The sequence below is a fragment of the Cohnella sp. OV330 genome (assembly GCF_900112065.1).
Classification (GTDB): Bacteria; Bacillota; Bacilli; order Paenibacillales; family Paenibacillaceae; genus Cohnella.
In genome coordinates this window covers 352,422-376,209 of the sequence record NZ_FOKE01000002.1, presented here as the reverse complement: position 1 = coordinate 376,209, position 23,788 = coordinate 352,422, and the positions used below count along the sequence as shown (strand labels likewise).

Sequence of the window (23,788 nt, the reverse complement as noted above, 5' to 3'; positions counted from 1 at the left end):
ATGGCCTTGAGCAGGTTTGCGCACAATCCGATCGTAGCAACGAACGACGTAAAGCCGATCCATCCCGATTTTCAGGTCGTCGGCGTTTTTAACGCAGGGGTGGCGACCTTTGGAGACGAGATTATCTTATTGCTGCGGGTCGCGGAGATGCCGGTTCAATCCGACGACGATCAGGTGCTGGTCCCCGTGCTGAGCGAGACAAACGGCGAGCTGGAGATCGTCCGCATCGCCAAGTCGGACGACCGGTACGATCTGACGGACTCCCGGGTCGTTAAGCAAGGGGGAAAGTACGCGTATTTAACCTCCCTATCCTATTTGCGCATTGCCAGAAGCACGGACGGCATCCGCTTCAAAGTGGATGCCGGTCCGGCGATGCTGCCGAACGGCCCGCTGGAGGCCTGGGGCATCGAAGATCCGCGGATTACGCAGATCGGCCGTCAATATTACATTACGTACAGCGCGATCTCGTCAAAGGGCGTGAGCGTCGGCGTCGCCGTGACGGAGGACTTCGTTACTTTTGCGCGGACCGGCACGATGCTTCCTCCCGAGAATAAAGACGTTGCGATTTTTCCCGAGAAAATCGGCGGCAGCTATTATGCGCTTCATCGTCCCGTGCCGAAGGCGATCGGCTCCCCCGAGATGTGGCTCGCCCAATCACCCGATCTCGTTCACTGGGGACGGCATCGGTTCCTAATCGGTCTGCGGGAGGGGCAATGGGACGGAGGGCGAATCGGCGGCGGAGCCGTTCCGATCAAAATGCCCGAAGGCTGGCTTGTCCTGTATCACGGAGCGGACGCGACGGACCGTTATTGCATGGGCGCGCTGCTGCTGGACCTGGAAGATCCGGCTAAGGTCATCGCAAGAGCCCGCGTGCCGATCTTAGAGCCGGAAGCGGAATACGAGGTGAACGGATTTTTCGGCCGGGTCGTCTTTTCGTGCGGAGCCCTGCTGCTGGATCGAACGATCCGCATGTATTATGGGGCCGCGGATGAAGTGATGGCCGGCGTAGACATCCCGTTGGAGGATATATACAACACGCTTTTTTAAAAGGTCGGGGGGCAGTGCGAGCTGCCTTCTTCCTTCTCTGATTTGGAAGGCGCTTTCAATCGCGATTCGTTTAACAAAGGAGGGCTTGTGCATGACTGACCACATGCAAAGGTTTGTGAGAAAGTGGATTTGTCTTGTCCTTGTCGGTTCGATGCTATCGTCCGTCTGGCTAACCTCGTCCGCATCGGCTAGCATGCCAGAGCAGACGAACGCCGCGCAAGAGATTGCCGATATGAAATTGATGAAAGAGCGGATGGTCGAGTTTTACGTTTCCAAGGATATCATCAACGACGGAACGAACGGCCGGGTCGAATGGACGTTCAAATCGCAGGCTACCGCTTACTTATCCAGCCAGCAAGCGGATGGAAGCTGGGCGGACGTGGATTACGCGAGCAAGCAATCCGCCGCCAACGGACGAGGCTGGCCGTCCTACCTCGCATTGGATCGGATGCAGTCGATGGCCGCTGCGTTCGCCGATCCGAAGGGTCCGAACTATCATAGCGAAGCGCTGCTGGACGGCATCAAGCGGGCGCTGGATCATTGGTTCACGGTCAAGCCGACTTCGACCAATTGGTGGGAGAACACGATCGGAACCCAATTAAGATTGGAGAAGATCGGGCTATTATGCGAGGGCTACTTAACGGCAACGCAAGCCTCCAATATCGTAGGCACGCTGGACAGCAGCCCGAACACCGTCGATGGCGCCAATTCGTCCTGGTACAACCAAAACTATATGTACCGGGGCTTATTGCTGGAGGATGCCCAGAACGTCCGGAGCGCCGTCGATGCGTTTAACGTGCTGTCGGCCGTGACGACGACGGTGACCGGAATCCAGTCGGACATGTCCTTTTTCCAGCACGGCAAAACCAACTATACGACGGGCTATGGCAGAAGCTTCGCCAGAGACATGTCGTTTTGGGCCTACATTACTTCGGGCACGCTCTTCTCCTACAGCGAGGCGGCGATCGATTCGTTATCGTCCTACCTGCTGGACGGCACCAGGTATCAAGTGAGAGGCGACGTCGCCGACCTGGGCATGGGGATGAACGGACCGGATTGGCCGGACTATACAAGCGCGGCCTTGACCTTCTATGAAGATCCGATGCAGTGGATGGAGGCGGCCAATCCGAAGCGCGCTTCGGAGTTTGCAAGCTTTCTGAACAATATTCGCCAGATCGGCACGAGCACGAGCAACGGACTGAACGACAACAATATGACGCAATGGCAGACGCTCGTCTCGTCCCATATGCGAGCCGGCTACGGCATTACGGTCAAGATGTCCTCCAGCACGGTGAAGGGCGGCGAATGGAGAACGATTAATCCGAGCGGATACAACCTGCTGTACTGGACGCCGCAAGGAGCCACCGCCATTCAGCGGACCGGCGAAGAATACAAGCCAGTCTACCCATTGATGGACTGGGCCCATGTTCCCGGCACGACGGCCCCATACGTATTCACGAAGGACGGGAATTTCAACAATCCCAAGACGTTTGTGGGCGGCGTGACCAATGAGCGTTATGGAGCCACCGCATTCGACTTCAACAAGCTGAGCACCAGCGGCAAAAAAGGCTACTTCTTCTTCGATGACGAAATGGTGGCGCTTGGCGCAGGGATCGCTTCGACGAATGCCGCCGCGATCCACACGACATTGAACCAAAGTATGGCGGCAGGCGACGCGAGCGTGGACGGCCAGCCGATGACGGACGGAACGAAGCAGACGAACGGGAAATGGGCCTATAACGATCGCATCGGCTATGTATTCCCGAACCCGACGGATTTTCAAGTGAAGCTGGAGACGAAGACGGGCAAATGGAGCGACGTCGTCACGGGCAGCGCGACGGAGCCGATCACCAAGCCGATCTTCTCGATCTGGCTCGATCATGGCGTGAAGCCCACCGGCGCTTCCTACCAATACATCTTGCTGCCGGACAAATCCGCCGAAGAGGTCGGCAGCTACGCGAACGACAATCCGATTCGAATCCTTTCGAATACGCCGTCGGTTCAGGCCGTTCGGCACGAAACGCTGGGCCTGTCGGAAATGCTGTTCTATCAGCCGGGAACGGTGACGGTAAGAGACGGGCTTACGGTTGCGGTGGATAAGCCCGCCATGGTGATCGTCGACGAGTCCAAGGCGCCTGCCCGCATCTCGGTCGCCAATCCCGAAACCCCAGGAGTTACGGTGAACGTGACGCTGAATCGGGACGGGGAAAAGACGACGACAACGTATCGGCTCGGCAAAGACATCTTCGCCGGCCGAAGCGTGACTTTAAACGAGGGAGCCGCCCTCGACGACAGCGGATTTGACCTTGCCTACAGCAAAGGCGCGGCTGCTTCCTCCAGTCAAGGCAAGCAATTCGCCTCGAACGCGACGGATTTGTACAGAACGTCCTTCTGGCATTCGAACGCTTCGGACGACGAGTGGCTTTACGTGGATTTGCAGGACCAGTATACGATCAATAAAGTCCGATTGAAGTGGGAGTCGGCCTACGGGAAAAGCTACAAAATTCAAGTTTCGAACGATACCGTCGCCTGGACGGACGTCTACGCCACCTCGCTGGGAGACGGCGGCATCGACGACATTTCCTTCGGCAAGGTAAACGCCAGGTACGTCCGCATGCAGGGCGTCCGGCAGGGGAACGCGGCCGGCTATTCGCTGGCCGAATTCAACGTCTACGAGGCAGTCGCGCCCAATCTCGCGGAAGGCAAGAATGTGGTAGCGAGCTCGATCAAGGCGGCCGACGTACCGGCGAGCAATGCGGTCGACGGCTCGCTGACGACCCGCTGGGGGTCCAACTACACGGATCAGCAGTCGATTTACGTCGATCTGGGCGCAAGCCGGACGATCGCGAAGGTCGTGCTGCAGTGGGAGGCCGCGTACGGCAAGGAGTATCAGATCCAGGTATCCGACAATGCGGCGGATTGGACGACCGTGTACAGCACCGCGAACGGGGACGGCGATATCGACGAGATCGGCTTCGAACCGGTGAATGCACGATACGTCAAGATGAACGGCTTAAAAAGAGGGAGCACCTACGGCTATTCGCTCTGGGAATTTAAAGTGTACGGGGCCGAGACTGCGGAGCGGATACCCGCCCGGGTCGAGCTGAAGGCGACGCCGTCTTCCGCGACGGTCGGCGAAGACGTGTCCGTCTCGGGCGTCGTATATGACGGCGACGGGCTTCCGATATCCGGCACGGTCGTCGAAATTTCGGCAGCGCCGGGAAGCGCGGACACCGTTCGCGCGATCACGGACGAAAACGGCCTGTTCAGCCATATTTATGCGGCGCCGGGGATTGCCGGCGACATGACGATCTCGGTCGTCCTGCCTTCGAGTCCGTCCGTGACGGGAACGATCGTCGTGCCGGTAAAGCAGGCTCAGCAGGTGCCCGTTGGCATCAAGCTGAAGGCGACGCCGTCTTCCGTGGCGGTAGGCGGCGCCATATCCGTGACGGGAACCGTCTACGACGGCGACGATCTGCCCGTTCCGGGCGCAGAGGTCGAGCTCGCGGCTTCGGCGGGCATCTTCCAACCGGCTACAGCGGTAACGGACGCGAACGGCGAGTTCAGCGCGATCTTTAAGGCACCGTCCGTCGCCGGAGAGGTGACGATTACGGCCGCTTCGGCCGCGAATCCGTCCGTGGCGAATACGATTTCCGTTTCGATCCATGAGGACGTGCAAGCGCCCGTTCGCATAGAGCTGCAGGCGATGCCGTCTGCCGTGACGGCGGGAGGCGAATCGTCCGTCTCGGGCATTGTCTATGACGGCGACGATCTGCCTGTCCCCGGCGTAGAGGTCGAAGTCTCGGCTTCGCCTGGCAGCGTCAAGACTGCCAGGCTGGTAACGGATGCGAACGGACGGTTCGGCACGGTGTATACGGCACCGTCCGCAGCCGGAGAAGCGACGGTCACGGCCGCCTTGACTGCTTATCCGTCCGTGACGAGCGCGATTAAGGTGTCCGTCGGCCAAGCCGAGCAAGTGCCTGTCCGAATCGACATGCAGGCTGCGCCATCCGCCGTGTGGACCGGAGACGAAGCGACCGTGACGGGCATCGTAACGGATCGCGACCGTCTGCCGGTGCAAGGCGCAGCGGTTGAGCTCGCGGCTTCGGCAGGCAGCATTCAGGCGTCCAAAGCGACAACGGATGCGAACGGCCGGTTCAGCGTACGCTTCACGGCGCCTTCCGCAGCCGGTGAGGCGACGATCACGGCAGTGTTATCCGCCGCGCCTTCCGTGACCGGCAAAATAAGCATTTCTGTCCACGAGCGTCCGAACGGCGGCAATCCGGACGGAGGAACGACCGTGACGCCGCCGGCCAAGCCCGACGAGCCAAGCGATCGTCCGGACACGCCGGACGTTCCCGGCCGCGAGTTCTCGGACATCGCCGGTCACTGGGCGCAAGCGAGTATTATGGAAGCTGCAAAAAAAGGGATTATTACAGGTTATCCGGACGGCTCGTTCCGTCCCTACCGTACGGTGACGCGCGCCGAATTCGCGGTCATGCTGGTCAAGGCGCTGAAGCTTCAGAACGAAGCGTCGGTCCTGTCCTTCAAGGACGCGGACCGAATCGGCCAGTGGGCCCGGACGGCCGTTGCGCAAGCCGTAAGCATGGGGCTGATCCAGGGCGATGCGAACGATAGTTTCCGCCCGGACGCGCCGATGACGAGATCCGAAATGGCCGTCATGCTCGCGAGAGCGTTGAATCTGGCTCCTGATGCATCCTCTGCCGGCTTCGCGGACGATCGCGACATTCCTGTCTGGGCCGTCGGCGCGGCCGCCGAGATGAAGAAGCTGGGCATCATGCAGGGGAAGGGCGGCAACGGCTTCTTCCCGAAGGATGTCGCGACGAGAGCGGAGACGGTCACGGTTCTGTTCCGGATGCTGGCAGCCAAGGATCAGGCGTAAGAGACGAATTAAATAAGCGATGTTCGCCAAAACCCCTTCTCCGGATTTTTAACGGAGAAGGGGTTTTTAGCGATTTTCTTACTTAACCTTAACCCTGCGGCCTTTGTTCGGCCGCCGGGCAATCAAAAGGATCAATTCGACCAGAAGAACGGGCAGCGATACGCGCGCGGGATAGGCGAGGTATCGCGGCTCCCAGGCCGGACGAAATTTTTCTTTGTATTTGCGCAGCCCCTTAAAGCCGTACCAATACCCGCCGTATTCATAGAGCCGGTTCGCCAGCTTCTCCTCGCGCATGGCGGCGCGCGCTTCGCCGACGCTGGCCAAGGGAGCCATACCCAGATTAAAGACGGAATACCCTTGATCCCGGGACCACTCGATCAGGCGAATAAACAAAAAGTCCATGGTCCCGTTCGGCGTATCCGCCAGATGGCGCATGAGGTCGATGGACGTCGTCCGCCCGCCGTCGTAGCTTGGCGCGAGCGTCGCAAAGGCGATCTCCTGCCCGTCCGGCGCCAACAGCACCGCGATCGGCGCCTTCTGCAAATAGGCGGGATCGAACCAGCCCAGCGAGAAGCCTTTTTCCCGCCGGCCTTTAAGCCAGGCGTCCGAGATCCGGCGAAGTCGCTCCAACGCTTGCGGATCATGCGGAGGCTGAATGACCTCGAACCGGTATCCCTCGCGGTCAAAGCGATTGATCACGGTGCGAAGGTTGGTATTGGCTTTTCCGGCTAGCGAAAACGTCGTTAGGTTCACGAGCGCTTCTTCGCCCAATTTGAAAAACCGATACCCGTTTTCGTGATAAATCGGCAGATAGGCGGGGGAGACCTGGTAAAAAACGACTTCCAGATCGTATAGATCGGCATGCCGTTGGCATTCCTGAATGCCGCCGCTGATCAGCGCCGGGTCGCCGAGCGGGTCTCCAAGCACCACGAACTTGTTGCGAATGATCGAATAAGGAATGAGGACGCGGCCGTCGCATGCCCAGAAAAAGCGCTTGTCCCCTGCGAAAAGCATATGGGTGAGCAGGTTGCCGTTCGCGCCGTTCAAAAAGCCGCGCACCCGGTCCAGTTCCTCTGCGGAAGCGCTGCTTGCCGTTATCTTGTTCGGTCGCAGCAGGAGCGCGAGCGACAGGAGCAGCCATGTCACGCCGAGACCCGTGACGACGGCGATCGTATGTTGGGTCGGGTTCAGGATCAAGTGAAGATAGCGATTGTCAGGGAGCCGATGCATAAATTCGGGCACGGTGCCCGCGGCGACGATATCGTAGACATAGGCGATGAGAAGGGTGGTCGCGGCCCAGACAGCCAAGCGCTCCCGAGGGATCGGCGCGCCGATTCTGTAGAAGCGCGCCCGCGATAAATAAAGCAAAAGCGCGACAAAAAGCAAAAAGATCGCTTCTTCGAAGTCGAACGCTTTGGTGAAGGTAAACAAGGCGCCGGCGCACAGCAGGCCGAGCGTCCATGGGTAGGCGCGTTGGATTCTGCGGGAGATGCCCCACGACAGAACGATCAGCATCAATCCGACGGTAAGGCTCAATTGGTGAGACAGGCGCATGAGCGGCGCGGATAGCAGCTCCTCGGCAAACTCGAGCCGACCGAGCAAGCCCGGCGTCGCGGCCGACAGGAGCAGAACGGCTCCGCTCAGGAACACCAGCTTGCCAAGCGCCCATGCGCCGAATTCGGCGATCCAGGCGTGCTGGCCGGGAAATTCCCACAGTCGTTGCCAGCCGTTCAGCGAGTCCTCGACCGTGCGCGAATCGGTCTCCGCCGGCTTCTGCCGGTTCTGGGCAAACTCCAAGACGCCCAGGACGAGCCCGATGAGCCATGGGATCAGATAGTAGAGGATGCGATAGAGGACAAGCGCGGCGGCCGTATTCTCAGGCGCATAGCCGAGCGTTTGCAGGCCGAACAGCGCGATCAGATCGAAGCCGCCGATGCCGCCGGGCGCCAAGCTCACGAGTCCGGCCGCGGCGGCGACGGTATAGATGCCGAGCGTCGTACGGAATGGGAGATCCGGAAGCAGAGTCGAGGCGATCAACCAAAACGCCGCGCCGGCTAAAGCCCATTCCGCCACGGAGACGATCACGGATGCGGCGATCGTGGACGGATTCATCCGCGGCAGGTCGCGGTTCAGCCATTTGGCGTAAAAAGAGGTGCGTTGGAACAGCAAGTAGCCAGGCAAATAAAGCGCAATCGCCCAGACGGCATAGAGGGTCCAGCGATGCGTCCGAATCACGGCATCGATCGGAAAAAGCCCGCCGAGGCCGCCCCAAGCCAGCAGCGATATCCCCGTAATGGTAATGGTCGACAGGAAGGCGATGCAAGCCGTTATCGTCGGAACGGAAAGGCCGCGGTTGCGGTACAAGTAGGTCCGCAGCGCGGCGCCGGCGACGCCGGCGAATCCGATGACGCTATTCGTGCTATTGGCGATCCAGGCGATGCGAAAAGTCGTCCATCGCCTGATAGAAAGCCGAAAGTGCCGGCGCAGCACGAATTCATAGCCGCCGACCGACGCGACCGCGACCAGGGACGATGCGATGAGCAGAAGCAGTCTGGACGGCTCGATGTGCCGCAGAATATGCAGCGTGGCCGCCCAGTCGATCCGTCGGAACTCGGCTTGGCCTTCCCATATTATCAGCCCGATAATAGCGAGCGGAATCAAAATTTGTATGATTTTTAAACGGTAAAGCGTTGATAGGAGCTTTAGCGCCTTTAGGCGAGGGAGCTCCTTTTTGTTTTTGGCCATCCTCGTTCTCCTCGTCCGGTGATCGTATACCAAGTATACCCTTACCGATCGTCTAGAAAAAAATATTTTTCGCGACGAACAACCTCCTATATTTCGAAGTCATTTGTTAGGTAAGGGAGACAAAGTGTTAAAAGCCGGCGTAAGTAGGAATGATACCAACAAGCTCGCCGCGCATGCGCATCCGGGAGGCGATTATCATTGGACATGCTGACAAACTTGCTTGCGCATTATGGATATGGTCTTATCTTCTTGTTCCTATGTCTGGAGATGCTCGCGCTGCCGCTTCCCGGCGAGATGATGATGAGCTAAATCGGGCTCTTCGTTTATGAACAAAAACTAAGCTGGCCGTTCAGCATCGTATCGGCCGGCTCGGGCGTCTTGACGGGCGTGACGCTCTCCTATTGGATCGGATATCGGCTAGGCAGGCCGTTTATCGTTCGGTACGGGCATCGCGTCCATCTGACGGAAGCGCGCATCGACAAGCTGACCCTTTGGTTTGAAAAATATGGAGCCAAGCTGCTATTCGTCGCTTATTTTATTCCCGGCGTCCGGCATATTACCGGTTATTTTTGCGGCGTTACCCGCATGCCTTTCCGGCGTTACGCGCTTTTTGCGTATACCGGCGCGATCTTCTGGGTGGGGTTGTTCATCTCCCTGGGCAAAGTGCTGGGGCCCAAGTGGGAACTGTACCACGCGACGGTCAACCGTTACATGATTATTTTCGGCATCGCCTCGGCACTTGTAACAGGCTTGATTTACGTGTACGGGAAGTACAAGCGGCAAGTTGTCGAAGCGCTTATGCAATTGCTAACGCATGGGGTGCGCCGTTTTCATTCGTTCGGCAAGGTTCGGTTGCTGCTGTTGGCTTCTTTTGCCGTGTTCGTCCTCTTTTTCTCGCTGATGCTGGGCGTGATTCAGGACTTTTTGGCGCAGGAATTCGGACAATTCGACGAGATCGCATCGTTTTTGGTCACGGCGTCCTTCGGTCCAAGTTGGAGCGGTTGGATGCATGCCTTCGAGAAGCTCGGCACGCTTTATTTATATGGCCCCGTGCTAGTGCTCTCCGCGCTTTGGATCATGCTTCACAGCAAGGAGCGAAGGCTCGACCTGACTTTACTGGTATGGGTCGTCGTCGGAGCGGAGCTCCTTGACGAGATTTTGCGCGCGGTCTTCCATCGCCCCGGCCCCGTAGCGGCAGGCGTGCAGCTTTTCAATACGTTTCCCAGCGAGGAGACGCTGATCTCCTTGACGGTTTGCGGATTTTCGGCTTTTCTGCTTCTGCGCTATTACCACTTTCGTTATATCCGGGTTCCCCTTGTTCTGGGCGCGATTCTGATCTGTCTGGCGGTGGGCGTCAGCCGGATATATTTCGGGGTGCAGTACCCCAGCGACGTCTTCGCCGGATATGTGTTCGGCGGCGCGTGGGTCAGTCTCCACGTGATGCTGCTCGAGGTTCTCCGGAAATTGCGAGCCATAGGGGATTAATGCGTTCACGAAGGCAATCGGCAATCTTATATAATAGGCAATTCGACCAATGGGGCAGCCGACTTGCACGCGCATTAAAAACACCAACCCGGTGACCCGGATCGGTGTCGGTCAGCTTCAGACGAGGCCGTCTAGAAGCCGATATTGTCCAGCAAGTGGATAATGCCGTTCTTGAACGTCGTGTTGGCGCCCTTGTCGTTGATCAGCGTATTGCCCGTAAAGTAAATGTCCTTGATTTGACCGTCGCCCCATACGCCGATTCCGCGATGCGCGGCGTTTTGGATCGTGTTTCCCGTGAAGGTGACGTTGTCGATCATGCCTTGCGAAGAGTAGACGAGCACGTTCGGGTGGTTCTCGGGCTCATGGATGCCCGTATGGTCGACCGTATTGCCCTTAACCGTCACGTTGTTGACGTCGGTCGTATTGTAGGAGCCTTCGCTGGCGATATAAATGCCCGCCATTTGCGTATCCTTGACGGAATTGCCTTCGATCAATACGTCGCTGCCGCCGACGACGGAGATGCCGCGCGCCAGGGAGCCGTATCCGACATCGTTGTTGCGGATCGTGATGTTCTTGACGGCCGGCAAGTCGTAGCTGACGACCGCGATCGTGTCGTCGCCGACGCCCTTCACAAGGTTGCCTTCGACCGTGATATCGCTGCTGCCGTTCGTCATATGAATGCCGTCGGCGCCGGTCGAATCGACGATATTATTGGCAATCCGGCCGCCCTTGGCTTGATAGGTAACCAAGATTCCGGCCGTGCTGGACTTATAGACATAAACATGGTCGATGACGAAATTCGTAGCGCTGCGGACGGTGATGTTGTTCTTCTCGTTGGCGCCGTTGCCCCGCGCGACCGTCGTGGCGTACGCATGCTTGATGCCGCTCAGCGTGACGCCGTCGCCCTTGATGTCGATGGAGCCGTTCTGCGGGTCGGTCGAGGTCAGCGTCGTCTTGTCCATGCCCGCGCCGCTCAGGCTCACGCCGTCAAGCGTCAGAATCTTGCCGAGCGTGAAGCTGCCCGCCGGCACGGTCACGAGCTTGCCTAGCGTCTTGGCCTTGGTCACGCAGGCAGCGAAGGCGGCATAGTCGTCCTTGCCGTCGTCGGCCGCAGCGCCGCAGCTTGTCACGTCGATGCCGGCGGGAGCAGGCGTAGCGATTTGCGTCGGCGCAGCCGTTGCGGCCGGATTGACCGGAGGCGTTGGCGTAGCTGTAGGCGTCGGCGTAGCTGTAGGCGTTGGCGATGCGGTCGGTTTTACTGTAGGTGTAGGAGTAGGTGTAGGTGTAGGTGTAGGTGTAGGTGTAGGTGTAGGTGTAGGTGTAGGTGTAGGTGTCGACGTAGCGGTTGCGGCCGGCGTTGCGGAGACGACAGGCTCAGCGGACGTGAACGCGATGGTCGGACTCCAAAGCGCGTTATCGCCGACTGTGGTGTTTTTGCGATTCACGATAAAGTAGATGGCCGATCCTTTTTCGACGGGGACGCTGCCGACGCTCTTCGGCGCGTAGCCTTTCACGTACGTCAACGTATTTTTCCACAGCATCTTGCTGTCCTTCAAGACCGTGACCACGATGCCGTCTCCGAGTTCGGAGCTTCTGGATACTTCTCCGGTAATCGCGATCGTCCCCTTGCCCGGCGACACCCACTTCAGGACGGCGTCGGCGTTCTCGTCCGGATGCAGCTGATCCTTGGATACCCAGGGATAATCGCCGTTCGTCGGCTGCCAGCGCTCGTTCTCGGCGTTATAGACGAGATCCGAATAAACGGAGCCTACGAGCTTTTGATAGTACCATTGATGCTCGCCTTGCACATTATTGAAGTCGGCGGCGGCGGTGAAGACCTGCGAGATATTGCCGGAGAGCGCATAGGCCGTCTTGTCGGCATTGGACGAGAGACCATAAATGACACTGAGAGCCACAACAAGCGCCAAAGCCACCGAATTAAACTTTTTCAAGAAAAAACCTCCATCGCATGTTTGAAAGATTGGCAGAGCGGGTAATGACGGAGTGACAGGTCTGTAAAATGAATATCGACCCGATAAAGTGCGGCATGAAGACATTGGCAGCAATTCGCGAACTGCCAATTATTTCCGCTCCTTTTTGCGTTGTGGGAAGAAACGCGTTTGCCGGTCTTTCGGCCAATTCATTTGCAAAAAAAACAGCGACAGGTCCAGGACTTTTAATTGCGTCCATGGCTGTTGCTGTTTGTTTGCGTCAAGATATGTTTATGTAGCGGGCGTCATTGTTCGGCGAGCCTTTTCTAAAACAAACAGACGTACTGGGTCGCGCGCTCTATCAAAATGGATCGTTGATCCGCGCGGATAGGCCTTGGCATGTCTATCGGCTGCTGCAGCGCAGCGAGTGCCAAGCGCGAATAAACGCTGTTTTCAAGGCATTGCCGCTTCAACCCGTGCGCGTCGTACGGTTCCTTGGCATTCAGCATCTTTCGGAAGCCATACGACCAGGTTACCCAGTCGGACGGCTTATCGCAGGCTTCGAGCGTCAATTCGCTCGCAAGCGGTCCGGCATTCGTGGATAAAAGCAAATGGACGCGATAGCGGCAGCGGTTCTTCTCGGCGAGGGGCACGATGAAGATCTCCAGCTTCGCGATCTGAACGGCCTGCAATCGGTTGGCCAGCTTCGGCAACGATTCAGCGACTTGCACGGACATGTTGCGGTATCTCTCCCTTCGAGCCGCGACGGCTTGCCATATAAAATAGTTTTTTTGCGATAAATCTCGTCGAATCTTGCGTTTGCAGGGATCATGCTATTCGCGAGAGCGAAACCGATATCCGACTCCCGGCTCCGTTAATATATACTGAGGCTGCGTGGAATCCGCCTCCAGTTTTTTGCGCAGATGGCCGATGTATACTCGCAGGTAGTGGCTGTCGGACTCGCCGTGCTGGTCGCCCCACACCTGCTGCAGCAGCTGCCGCTGCGTGACGACCTTGCCGGCGCTCACGGCCAGAAGCTTAAGCAGGTCGTACTCGGTCGGAGTCAGCTTCACTCGCTCGCCGTTCAACTCGACGACGCGGCGAACGAGATCGATCGTCAGCGCGCCGAACGATAGGACAGGCTCGTTAACCGAATGGGCCGCCGCATGCCGCAGCGCCACCCGGATGCGGGCGACCAGCTCGCCCATGCTGAACGGCTTGGTCACGTAGTCGTCCGCGCCGCCGTCCAGCGCCACGATCTTGTCTTCCTCCCTGTCCTTGGCCGTCAGCACGATGATCGGCGCAAGCGACCATTCCCGGATGCGGCTCAGCACCTCCAGGCCGGACAGATCAGGCAGCCCGAGGTCGAGCAGGATCAAATCCGGACAAACCAAGGCCGCTTGCTCCAGCCCTTCCTCGCCTGTCGCCGCTTCGTGAATGACGAATCGATAGGCCTGCAGCGTCACGCGAAGCAGCTTGCGGATTTGCGGCTCGTCGTCCACGATCAGGATCCGTGCGCCTTGCTCATTCATTGCCACCGTCCTCCGTCTCCTGTTCCTTTAATCGATCTTGCCGAGTTTGCCGTTCAACCGGCTTGCTCATCGGAAGCGCGATCGTCATGACCGTGCCTCGCGGCTCGTTGCGCCTTCCCGATATCGTACCGCCGTGCAGCTCCGCGATTCCTTTGCAGATGGCGAGCCCCAATCCCGTGCCCGTCACTTGCCTGGTGGCATCGGCGCGATAAAACTTATCGAAGATCCGGGCATATTCCTCATCCGCGAGTCCGACCCCCTGATCGGCCACGGCAATGACGAGCGTGTCCGAATCGGACGACACCGCGATGTCGATCTCGCTGTAGTCCGGGCTGTACTTGATCGCATTGCCGACCACGTTCGCCAGCATCTGCTCCAGCAGCACTTCATCCCCGGACACCAACGGAATTTGCTCGGGCAGCCGTACCTGCAGCTTGCGATGCTCCTTGTAGTCCTGGACCTGAGCCAGCGTCACCCCGATCAAATCCTCCACGCCGCACCAGTTTTTACGCAGACGCAGCATGCCGCTTTCCAGCTGGACCATGCTGAGCAGATTTCTTACCAACCGGTTCATCCGCAGCGCGCCGTCGCGAATGTTGATCAAGAGCTCCTTCCGGTCCTCGGGCGTAAAAAGATCGTCGTCCGCCGCCAGCACGGTGGCGGAGCCGATAATCGCAGCAAGCGGCGTACGCAGCTCATGCGATACGGAGTCGAGGATGGCCGTGCGCAGACGTTCGGATTCGGCCGTCAGGTGGGCGAGCTTGGCCTCCTCGGCCAGCTTCGCGCGGGCGATGGCGCTGGCCGCCAGTCCGCCCAGCGCCTCGAGCATTTCCCGCTGCCCGGCGTTAAAAAAGCTTTTTCGCTCCTTCAGATTCAGCGCGAGCACGCCGTATACGCGGTCCTCGGTTCGCAGCGGCAAGTAGTAGCCGGGCAAGTCCCGCAGCGTATACGAACCGTAGCCGATCGCTTCGCCGTGGTCGAAGGCCAGCTTGGCGGTCGCTTTTTCCGCATCGCCTTGTCCCCAGTCGCTATCCGAAGCAGAGCGGTGGGTGAGCGCCAGAAGTCCCGAGGGGCCTGGCATATAGATCGCGATCTCGCTGCCCATCGACTGCGCTGCTTGGAGCGAGACGTTATCCAATAAGGCATGCACGTCGGTGATTGCGTTCATCTGCCTGCTCAGCGTATATAAAGCAGCCGTTTGCGCTTCTCTCTGCTTGGAATAGCGCAGCTGCTGCTTGAGCCTCGAAGCCAGACTGGCGGTCAGCGCGGCGACGGCTACATAGACGGCGAATGAAACCAAATACCGCAAGTCCGCGACCGAGAAGCTGAGCGTCGGGGGCACAAAAAAGAAATCCAACGCGACGATCGCGAGCACGGCTGCAAAGACCGCAGGCCGAAGGCCCCACCACACCGCGCTGACCAGCATCGGAAATAAATAGATCAGCGCAATGTTCACCAGGTCGAACGCAAGTCCGAGCAGATGCATGACCAACGTCATGAGCGCGATCAGGAGGGCGATGCTGGCATAAGGCCGCCAGAGCGCCCATAAAGCTTGCATATTCCGCACGAAATTCCACTTCCCGCCCGCTCGATTTTCCGGACTCGTTTTCCTTAAGGTTACTGTAAAAAGCGGAGAAAATAAACCGTAAAAGGGTGTAAAAATACTATAAAAATCACTCATAATCGTAATAATATTTAGCATTTGAGAGAAATCCGGAGCTTAAGAGTCTATTTATTTCCATCCCGAGCGAATGTTATAGAATATCGTCTGAAATGAAAGTTGGGTTCCTTTACAGCAATTGCGGCCGGGCTTAAGATACGTGCAGAACGATGCCTCGCAAGCAAGGAGGCGCGGATTTGACGGCTCGATGAAAGAAGGGATCAAGAACCGCTTTACGCATCGTTAGACGCTGAATCCTGGTACGACCAGGAACGGGGGAACCAACCGGAGCCATCATCGGCTCCAGGGGTGAATCGCTTGGCACAAGAACCGTGCCCGGCGTAGGGCGACTCTCGCGCCCGAATCCGACAGCTAACCTCGCAAGCGTATCGGAGAGGCAACGCTTGTCGCGCGCGATCCAAGACGACGGTCTTGATCAAGAAGCCGCGGTAAAGGTTCCTCCTTTGCCGGGCTTCTTTTTTGTTGCTTTTTTTCTACTTGCGGAAGGAAAAGGAGTGTATGAATTTGCTTGATATTTGGATGACGTTGACGTTGATCGCCGCCTTCGCGCTTGTCGTCGGGTTCGTGATCTGGTGCGACAGATCGATCGACAAGACGGGAGAGGAGCGCGCATGACGATCGTGCTGATCTTCACGGGCCTGCTGCTGATCTACCTGGTGTACGCCCTGCTGCACCCGGAGAAGTTTTAAACATGTTCTCGTCTGAGTCGCTAATGCCCAAGGAGGAAAGGCCATGGATTTCTTGCAAATCGTCATCGTGATCGGCTTGCTCATGCTGATCGCGCAGCCGCTCGGAAATTACGTCTTCCACGTCTTCTCGAACGAGCCCAATCGGACCGACAGGCTGTTCGGCTGGGTCGAGAAGCCGATCTTCGCGCTCGTCGGACTTAAAGTCCGCGCCGGGATGAGCTGGAAGCGGTATGCGTTCAGCTTCGTCGCCATCAACTTCGCGCTCGTGGCGGTCAGTTATATCCTGCTGCGCGTACAGAACGGGTTGCCGTTCAATCCGAACGGAATCGGCAATATGGAGCCGACGCTGGTGATGAATACGGTCATCAGCTTCATTACGAATACGAATCTGCAGCATTACAGCGGCGAGACGGGCTTAAGCTACTTTTCGCAGATGGCGGTCATCATGATGATGATGTTCACGTCCGCGGCGACCGGCTTCTCGGTGGCGGTGGCCTTTGTCAGGGGCATTACGAGCAGAGGCAAGACGCTGGGCAACTTCTTCGAGGACTTCGTCAAGGCGCACACCCGGATTTTTTTTCCGCTTGCGATCATCGTCACGCTGCTGTTGGTCGCGCTGCAAGTGCCGCAGACGCTGGATCCGACGCTGTCGGTGACGACGCTTCAAGGCGCCGCGCAGCAGATCGCGATCGGGCCCGTCGCCTCGCTGGAAGCGATCAAGCATCTGGGCACGAACGGCGGCGGCTTTTTCGGCGCGAACTCGGCGCATCCGTTCGAGAATCCAAGCGCGCTGACGAACGTGATCGAGATTCTGTCGATGTGGGCGCTGCCTGCCGCGCTGCCCTTTACGTACGGCCGGTTCGCGAAGAGCCGCAAGCACGGCTGGGTCATTTTTTCGGCCATGATGGCTTTGTTCCTCGTGTTTCTAACGGTTGCATATACGACGGAAAAGAGCGGCAATCCCGCGCTTGAAGCGCTGGGCATCGACGCTTCGCAGGGCAGCATGGAAGGGAAGGAAGTGCGCTTCGGCATCGCCCAGTCCGCGCTGTTCACTACGGTCACGACGGCGGCAACGACGGGCACGGTCAACAATATGCACGATACGCTCACCCCGCTGGGCGGACTGGTGCCGCTCTCCGAGATGATGCTGAACGTCGTATTCGGCGGCAAGGGCGTCGGACTGGTCAACATGCTGATGTACGCGATGCTCGCCGTGTTCATCTGCGGCCTGATGGTCGGCCGAACGCCGGAGTTCCTGGGGCGGAAGATCGAGCCGCGCGAGATGAAGCTGATCGCGGTCGCCATATTGACGCATCCGTTCATTATATTGGCGCCGACGGCGATCGCCTTCCTGACCGATCTGGGCAAAGGCTCGATCTCGAATCCGGGTTTTCACGGCATCTCGCAGGTGCTTTACGAATATACGTCGTCGGCCGCCAACAACGGCTCCGGCTTCGAGGGCCTGGCGGACAATACGCCGTTTTGGAATATTACGACCGGCCTCGTTATGTTTTTCGGACGCTACGTATCGATGATCGCGCTGCTGGCCGTCGCCGGTTCGATGACGCGCAAGCAGTGGGTGCCGGGGACGATCGGCACGTTCCGTACGGACAATGCGCTGTTCACTTTTCTGTTAATAGGGACGGTCATTCTGATCGGCGCGCTGACCTTCCTGCCCGCGATCGTACTCGGACCCGTCGCGGAGCATCTGACGATTCGCCAATAAGAGATGGAGTGAACTGCCGTGAACGATAAACGCAAAAAAAGCATGTTTTCCGGACCGCTGGTCGCAGACGCCCTGAAGGCGAGCGTGATCAAGCTGAATCCGGCGGTCATGATGAAAAATCCCGTCATGTTCGTCGTCGAGGTCGGCACGGCGATCGTACTGCTCATGACGCTGTTTCCCGGTTACTTCGATGCGAAGGACCGCATCGGCTTCAATCTGGCGGTATTCCTGATCCTCCTGTTCACGGTGCTGTTCGCCAACTTCGCCGAAGCGCTGGCGGAGGGCAGAGGCAAAGCGCAGGCCGACACGCTGAAGCGGACGAAAAAGGAAATCACCGCGAATAAAGTCGTAAACGGCGGCGGCGTGAAGACTGTGCCCTCGACCGAGCTGCGAAAAGGAGACGTCGTCGTCGTCTCGCAGGGCGAGATGATCCCCGGAGACGGCGAAGTGATCGAGGGGCTGGCCTCCGTCGACGAATCGGCCATCACCGGCGAATCCGCTCCCGTCATCAAGGAAGCGGGCGGGGACTTCAACTCCGTCACGGGCGGCACGCGCGTCATCAGCGACCGGATCAAGGTGAGGATCACGAGCGATCCGGGGGAGACGTTCATCGATCGGATGATCGCGCTCGTCGAAGGCGCCAAGCGGCAGAAGACGCCCAACGAGATCGCCTTGAACACGCTGCTCATCAGCCTGACGATCATCTTCCTGATCGTCGTCGTCACGCTCGGGCCGATCGCCTCCTACGTGGACGTCGAGCTGGAGGTGCCGGTGCTGATCGCGCTGCTGGTCTGCCTCATCCCGACGACGATCGGCGGGCTGCTGTCGGCGATCGGCATCGCCGGCATGGACCGGGTGACGCAGTTCAACGTGCTCGCGATGTCGGGCAAGGCGGTCGAGGCCGCGGGCGATATCAATACGATGATCCTCGACAAGACCGGCACGATCACCTTCGGCAACCGGATGGCCGGCGATATCGTGCCGGTCGGCGAAGCCCGCATCGACGAGACGGCAGCCTGGGCGGCGATCGCTTCGACTCAGGACGAGACGCCTGAGGGCCGTTCCGTGCTGGAATGGATGAAGAGAAACGGAAAAACCTACGACGCTTCGCTGGGCGTGGGCGGCAGCTTCGTGGAATTCAAGGCGGAAACACGGATGAGCGGCATCGATCTGCCTGACGGACGCCAGGTCCGCAAAGGCGCGGTCGACGCGATCCGCAAGTGGGTGTCGGCGCAGGGCGGCGCCGTTCCCGACGATCTCGGCAGGCAAGCGGACCGCATCGCCTCGGAGGGCGGCACGCCGCTGGCCGTGGCGGTCGACAAGCGGGTGTTCGGCGTCATCTACCTGAAGGACACGGTGAAGCCGGGGATGAAGGAGCGGTTCGACCAGCTGCGCGCGATGGGCATCAAGACGATCATGTGCACGGGCGACAATCCGCTGACGGCGGCGACGATCGCCAGGGAAGCGGGCGTGGACGACTTTATCGCGGAGAGCAAGCCGGAGGACAAGATCGCGGTCATCCGGCGCGAGCAGGCCGACGGCAAGCTGGTCGCCATGACCGGAGACGGGACGAACGACGCGCCGGCGCTCGCGCAAGCGGACGTCGGACTGGCGATGAACAGCGGCACGACCGCGGCCAAAGAAGCGGCCAACATGGTCGATCTCGATTCGGATCCGTCCAAGATCATCGAGGTGGTCGCCATCGGCAAGCAGCTGCTCATGACCCGCGGCGCCTTGACGACCTTCAGCATCGCCAACGATATCGCCAAATACTTCGCGATCATCCCGGCTATGTTCATGCTGGCGATTCCCCAAATGGACGCGCTGAACGTGATGCAGCTCGGGTCGCCGCTGTCGGCCATAGTGTCGGCACTCGTGTTCAACGCCATCATCATTCCGCTGCTGATCCCGCTTGCGATGAAGGGCGTCGCTTACCGGCCGATGAGCGCCTCGCGCCTGCTTAGCCGCAATTTGCTCGTCTACGGATTAGGCGGGATCGTAGCTCCCTTCGTCGGCATCAAGCTGATCGATTTGCTCGTCCATGTATGGATCTGATCGCGACGGCGCATGCCTTTTATTTTACAGGACCCTAATTGAAGGAAAGAAGGAACCCGCCATGAGCACGTTGGTACAAAACGGACAAAACGGACAAGACGGGCAAGAAGAGCGCTCCGGCGGCTCGACGCTATGGATCGCCATTCGCATCAGCCTGCTGTTCATCCTATTGTGCGGCATCGTATACCCGTTGGTCAGCACGGGTCTCGCGCAGTTGCTTTTCCCCCATCAGGCGAACGGCAGCTTGCTCAAGGATAAGGACGGCAACGTGGTCGGCTCCGAGCTGATCGGGCAGTCGTTCGCCGATCCGAGCTATTTTCAGGGACGCGTATCCAGCATCGACTATAAGGCGGAGGCCTCCGGCTCGAACAATTACGGGCCTTCCAATCCGGACCTCCTCGCCCGCGTCAAGGCATCGATCGCGCAGTGGCAAACGGAGAATCCGGATGTGCCGGCCGATCGACTGCCCATCGCGCTGATCACCAATTCGGGCTCGGGGCTCGATCCCCATATTACGCCGCAATCTGCGCTTGTGCAGATTCCGAGAATCGCCAAGTTGACCGGCTTGTCCGCGGCCTATCTGACGTCGCTGGTCGGCGCCTTTACCGAGGACCGCGACCTGGGCGTCTTCGGAGACAAGCGGGTGAACGTGCTGAAGCTCAATCTCGCTTTGAAGGAAAAGCTGGCCAATAACGAATATCCCAAATAAAAGAGGTGGACAGTTTGCCGGTCGTCAATCTCAATGGAACGTCGCTCTACTATGAAACGCAAGGAAGCGGACCCGCCCTTCTATTTATTCATGGGCACGGCTGGACGCATCGCATGTTCAAGCCCCAGCTCGATTACTTTTCCGAACGATACCGGGTCATTGCCTGCGATCTGCGCGGCAACGGGCGCTCCGGCGAATTGCGGCAGTCTCCGGATGATATTATCGATACGCAGTGCCTGGATTTGATCATGCTGCTCAACGCGCTCCAGATCCGCGAAGCGGTGTTCGTCGGCATCGCGTACGGCGGCTTGATCGTTCAGCAGATCGCGAAGCAGTATCCGGAGCGGGTCAAGGCGATCGTCATCGCCGACAGCTTCTGCCGCAGCGAAGTTTCGACGATCTTGGGCAAGCTTCAGCTGGCGGCGGCGTATCTTAGCTGGATGGACTACTACGCGCCAGGCGAGCTGCTGCTCCCCTCGCTGCGCCTCGCATACCGGCGTTGGGGGCTGGCTTACAGCGAGCTCAGACGAAACGTGCTTGACCGGAGACCGCGCGAGCTATACCGGCAGCGGCTGGCGACCAGGCGTATCGACTACTCGGCCCATTTAACCGATTTTAATCGGCCTGCATTGGGCGTCGTCGGCGATTGCACGGTATATGGCGTCGAGCGAATGAAGGAAGTCGTCTCTCATCTGCCGCAAGCCAAATTGGCGATCATCCCCGATGCCAACGAACCGAGCAGCCTATGCCAGCCGGAAACCTTTAATGCCGTTATCGAGCAATTTTTGGAACGGCAGGCGCTGTAATCGCGGATATAGGAGGGGAGCCGGTGACGGAGTATCGGCGCAAAACGCCGGAAGAGATTCTGCATTCGATATCGAAACTGCATCGGGGCCGCTTAAAAGTCATCATCGGCGCGGTAAGCGGATCGGGCAAAACGTATCATATGCTGCGCGAAGGCAACCTCTTGAAGCAGCAAGGGATCGACGTAGTCATCTGCGCGGTATCGACGATGCAGCGCGCGGAAACGGTGCAGCAGACGCTCGAGCTCGAGCGCGTGCCCAGCATCCGTTGGCGCAAGGGCGACATGGAGCAGAAGGATCTGCCGCTCGAGGCGCTGCTCGCCCGCAACCCGGAGGTGGTGCTCGTCGACGGCCTGGCCCACCGCAACCGCGAGGGAGCGCAGTTCAAGACGCGGCTGGAGGATATCCGTTACCTGATGGATCACGGCATCAGCGTCATCACGACGATCAACGTGTACGAGCTGGAAGGGGAAGACGAGATCGTCTACAAGCTGACCGGCATACGCGCGGAGGAGACGGTGCCTTCCGACACGCTGGAGCTGGCGGACGAGGTGCGGCTGATCGACGTGTCGCCGGAGACGATCCTGAAGCGGATCGACGAAGGCGTTCTGGGCGGCCGGCGGCATCCCGCGATGTGCCGCCGCGGCAATCTCGGCGTGCTGCGGGAAATCTCGCTCAGATTGATGGCGGAGGGCGTGAACGATTCGCTGGAAAAGCACCGGGAGCAGCAGGGACTCGTCGGCCCGTCCGGAGCCGCCGAGCGTATCCTGGTCTCGGCGCAGTATCATTGGAACGGCTCGCTTCACGTGCGCAGAGGACAACAAATTGCCAGACGGTTGAACGGCGATTTGATCGTCGTTACGTTCGTGCGTCCGAGGCGGGCGCTGTCGAAGGACCAGCAGGCGTTCAAGCGGTCCATTCAAAAGCTGGCCCAGAAGGTGGACGCCAAGTTCGAGGAGCTGCCGCTCCCCAATAGGCGCCAGCTTCCGTCGCTGCTCGTGCGCTACGCGACCGACAACAATGTCACGCGCATCGTGATGGGGCATTCCGATAAGAACCGCTGGCAGGAGCGGTGGCAGGGCTCCATCGCCAACCGGGTGCTTCGGAAAACGAGGAACATCGACGTGTTCATTATGGCGGATCGCGCGGAACAGACGGGCGAGCGCATCCTGCCGATCAAGCCGAAGCCTAAAGCGGCCGCGGAGCGGTATCGCCGTCTCAGCTCGGGAGAAATCGAGCAAAAAATCGAAACGATCCGCCGCGGCACCTTTAAGGTTTATATCGGAGCGGCCCCGGGAGTCGGCAAAACCTTCAAGATGCTGCAAGAGGGCAACAGCTTGCTCGCAAAAGGGATCGCTGTCGTCATCGGCCTCCTGGAGACGCACGGGAGAAAGGAGACGGCGGCGCAAGTCGGGGGTCTGCCGATCGTGCCGAGAGCCGTCATCCCTTATCAATCGGCACGGCTCGAAGAGATGGACACGGACGCGATCGTCGCGCGCCGGCCCGAGGTCGTCCTGGTCGACGAGCTGGCGCATACGAACGTGCCGGGAAGCCGACACAAAAAAAGGTTCGAGGACGTCCTCCGCTTGCTGGATCAAGGCATTTCCGTCATTTCTACCGTTAACGTGCAGCATCTGGAGAGCCTGAACGACGCGGTGGAGCAGTTGACGGGCGTGCGCGTGCGGGAGACGGTGCCGGACGCGATCCTGAAGCTGGCGGACGAGGTGGAGCTGATCGACGTCACCCCGCAAATGCTGCAGCAGCGCATGCGCGAAGGGAAGATTTACGCGGCGGAGAAGGTCGATCAAGCGTTAGGCTCTTTTTTCAAAATCGGTAATCTGATCGCCTTGCGGGAGCTGGCGCTCCGCGAGCTGGCGGACGACGTGGACGAACGCCTGGAAGCGTGGGACCGCAACGCCTCGCTTCGCGGCCAATGGCGCCGGCAGGAGATGATCTTCGTCTGCGTGGACGCGGGCCCGCGCGCCGAGCGGCTCATTCGCCGCGGGTTCCGTATCGCGCACCGGCTGAAGGCGGAATGGCACGTGCATTATGTGCAGAAAAGCGCCGAGCCTGGCGGCGATGCCGCCAAACGACTGGATACGCTGCGCCAGCTATGCGAACGGCTTGGGGGCAGGATGGAAGTCGCTCCCCTCGGCGGCCGCAAGCGGATCGGCGAAGCGCTGATGCAGCGCATGAACGAGCTCAACGCGACTTTGCTGATCGTCGGCCAATCCCGCCGGCCGCTATGGTACTCGCTGCTGAAGGAGACGGTCGTCCATTTTATGCTCCGCCGGGCGCGGGGGACCGATATGCTGATCGTCGCGGATTTCGACCGGAGCGCCAGGGAGTAAAGCGGCTCCGCCAGACACAAGCCATCCTATGCGGGAGGGCTTGTGTCTCTTTGCTTTGCCGTTCTCGTAAAGCGTTTTCAGCCTAGCCAATGCAGTTGATAGAAGTTATGATATTTAAACAGCCAGGGACG

Annotated in this window: 16 protein-coding genes and 1 riboswitch; of the genes, 11 read left to right on the top strand and 5 right to left on the bottom strand. The window is 59.1% G+C overall.

Translation table 11 applies throughout. The features are described from left to right. Both BM235_RS05495 and BM235_RS05490 read left to right on the top strand, forming a co-directional pair. A complete protein-coding gene (locus BM235_RS05495) occupies positions 1-1,047 on the top strand; it encodes a glycoside hydrolase family 130 protein (protein ID WP_090110333.1) in 1,047 nt (348 codons plus the stop codon). A 232-nt stretch (positions 1,048-1,279) separates the two neighbouring features. Beyond that, on the top strand, positions 1,280-5,950 hold the full coding sequence (locus tag BM235_RS05490) for a polysaccharide lyase family 8 super-sandwich domain-containing protein (RefSeq protein WP_158543902.1): 4,671 nt from the start codon (positions 1,280-1,282) through the stop codon (positions 5,948-5,950). 78 nt (positions 5,951-6,028) lie between these two features. Here the strand turns inward: BM235_RS05490 and mprF are convergent, their stop codons facing one another. Beyond that, entirely contained in the window at positions 6,029-8,695 is a 2,667-nt protein-coding gene (gene mprF, locus BM235_RS05485) for a bifunctional lysylphosphatidylglycerol flippase/synthetase MprF (RefSeq protein ID WP_090110329.1), read from the bottom strand. 309 nt (positions 8,696-9,004) lie between these two features. On the opposite strand from mprF, the gene BM235_RS05480 reads away from it, so the two are divergent. Beyond that, the gene (locus tag BM235_RS05480) at positions 9,005-10,180 is read left to right on the top strand and encodes a bifunctional DedA family/phosphatase PAP2 family protein (RefSeq protein WP_110468947.1); all 1,176 of its coding nucleotides are present in this window, start codon (positions 9,005-9,007) and stop codon (positions 10,178-10,180) included. Between the two features lie 131 nt (positions 10,181-10,311). Here the strand turns inward: BM235_RS05480 and BM235_RS05475 are convergent, their stop codons facing one another. After that, the gene (locus BM235_RS05475) at positions 10,312-12,132 is read right to left on the bottom strand and encodes a right-handed parallel beta-helix repeat-containing protein (protein ID WP_255374070.1); all 1,821 of its coding nucleotides are present in this window, start codon (positions 12,130-12,132) and stop codon (positions 10,312-10,314) included. Between the two features lie 68 nt (positions 12,133-12,200). On the opposite strand from BM235_RS05475, the gene BM235_RS31590 reads away from it, so the two are divergent. Next, positions 12,201-12,410, top strand: coding sequence for a hypothetical protein (locus BM235_RS31590; protein ID WP_143106633.1), 210 nt, complete (start codon positions 12,201-12,203; stop codon positions 12,408-12,410). A 27-nt stretch (positions 12,411-12,437) separates the two neighbouring features. Here BM235_RS31590 and BM235_RS05470 read toward each other — a convergent pair whose 3' ends face one another. From BM235_RS05470 to BM235_RS05460, 3 genes are all read right to left on the bottom strand, one after another. Next, positions 12,438-12,848, bottom strand: a complete 411-nt coding sequence (locus BM235_RS05470) for a hypothetical protein (RefSeq protein WP_090110324.1) — start codon at positions 12,846-12,848, stop codon at positions 12,438-12,440. 96 nt (positions 12,849-12,944) lie between these two features. Further along, positions 12,945-13,643 (bottom strand): response regulator, encoded by a 699-nt coding sequence (locus tag BM235_RS05465; RefSeq protein WP_090110322.1) that lies wholly within the window; start codon positions 13,641-13,643, stop codon positions 12,945-12,947. After that, positions 13,636-15,201: an ATP-binding protein gene (locus BM235_RS05460; protein WP_090111045.1), complete on the bottom strand. Its 1,566-nt coding sequence runs from the start codon at positions 15,199-15,201 to the stop codon at positions 13,636-13,638. The genes BM235_RS05465 and BM235_RS05460 overlap by 8 nt, the downstream gene beginning before the upstream one ends. Positions 15,202-15,541: 340 nt before the next feature. Continuing rightward, a riboswitch (cyclic di-AMP (ydaO/yuaA leader) is annotated at positions 15,542-15,705 on the top strand. Positions 15,706-15,707: 2 nt separating this feature from the next. Between BM235_RS05460 and BM235_RS32455 the strand changes: the two genes are divergently transcribed. The 7 genes from BM235_RS32455 to BM235_RS05430 all read left to right on the top strand — a co-directional run bounded on the left by BM235_RS32455 (position 15,708) and on the right by BM235_RS05430 (position 23,657). Further along, positions 15,708-15,836, top strand: a complete 129-nt coding sequence (locus tag BM235_RS32455) for a hypothetical protein (RefSeq protein WP_255374069.1) — start codon at positions 15,708-15,710, stop codon at positions 15,834-15,836. Positions 15,837-15,896: 60 nt separating this feature from the next. Further along, entirely contained in the window at positions 15,897-16,013 is a 117-nt protein-coding gene (kdpF, locus tag BM235_RS05455) for a K(+)-transporting ATPase subunit F (protein ID WP_090110320.1), read from the top strand. Positions 16,014-16,056: 43 nt separating this feature from the next. Beyond that, a complete protein-coding gene (gene kdpA / locus BM235_RS05450; protein WP_090110318.1) occupies positions 16,057-17,739 on the top strand; it encodes a potassium-transporting ATPase subunit KdpA in 1,683 nt (560 codons plus the stop codon). Positions 17,740-17,757: 18 nt separating this feature from the next. After that, entirely contained in the window at positions 17,758-19,794 is a 2,037-nt protein-coding gene (gene kdpB / locus BM235_RS05445) for a potassium-transporting ATPase subunit KdpB (RefSeq protein WP_090110316.1), read from the top strand. Between the two features lie 61 nt (positions 19,795-19,855). Beyond that, the gene (kdpC, locus tag BM235_RS05440; protein WP_090110314.1) at positions 19,856-20,503 is read left to right on the top strand and encodes a potassium-transporting ATPase subunit KdpC; all 648 of its coding nucleotides are present in this window, start codon (positions 19,856-19,858) and stop codon (positions 20,501-20,503) included. A gap of 14 nt (positions 20,504-20,517) precedes the next feature. Further along, entirely contained in the window at positions 20,518-21,309 is a 792-nt protein-coding gene (locus tag BM235_RS05435) for an alpha/beta fold hydrolase (RefSeq protein ID WP_090110311.1), read from the top strand. Positions 21,310-21,332: 23 nt separating this feature from the next. Beyond that, positions 21,333-23,657, top strand: a complete 2,325-nt coding sequence (locus BM235_RS05430) for a histidine kinase (protein WP_090110309.1) — start codon at positions 21,333-21,335, stop codon at positions 23,655-23,657. The last annotated feature ends 131 nt before the right edge of the window (positions 23,658-23,788 follow it).

Coding starts and splice junctions, on each gene's coding strand:
- kdpA (WP_090110318.1), top strand. CDS start 16,057: ATGGATTTCTTGCAAATCGTCATCGTGATCGGCTTGCTCATGCTGATC.
- BM235_RS31590 (WP_143106633.1), top strand. CDS start 12,201: ATGAATATCGACCCGATAAAGTGCGGCATGAAGACATTGGCAGCAATT.
- BM235_RS05490 (WP_158543902.1), top strand. CDS start 1,280: ATGAAATTGATGAAAGAGCGGATGGTCGAGTTTTACGTTTCCAAGGAT.
- BM235_RS05470 (WP_090110324.1), bottom strand. CDS start 12,848: ATGTCCGTGCAAGTCGCTGAATCGTTGCCGAAGCTGGCCAACCGATTG.
- BM235_RS05460 (WP_090111045.1), bottom strand. CDS start 15,201: ATGCAAGCTTTATGGGCGCTCTGGCGGCCTTATGCCAGCATCGCCCTC.
- kdpC (WP_090110314.1), top strand. CDS start 19,856: ATGAGCACGTTGGTACAAAACGGACAAAACGGACAAGACGGGCAAGAA.
- BM235_RS05465 (WP_090110322.1), bottom strand. CDS start 13,643: ATGAATGAGCAAGGCGCACGGATCCTGATCGTGGACGACGAGCCGCAA.
- BM235_RS05495 (WP_090110333.1), top strand. CDS start 1: ATGGCCTTGAGCAGGTTTGCGCACAATCCGATCGTAGCAACGAACGAC.
- mprF (WP_090110329.1), bottom strand. CDS start 8,695: ATGGCCAAAAACAAAAAGGAGCTCCCTCGCCTAAAGGCGCTAAAGCTC.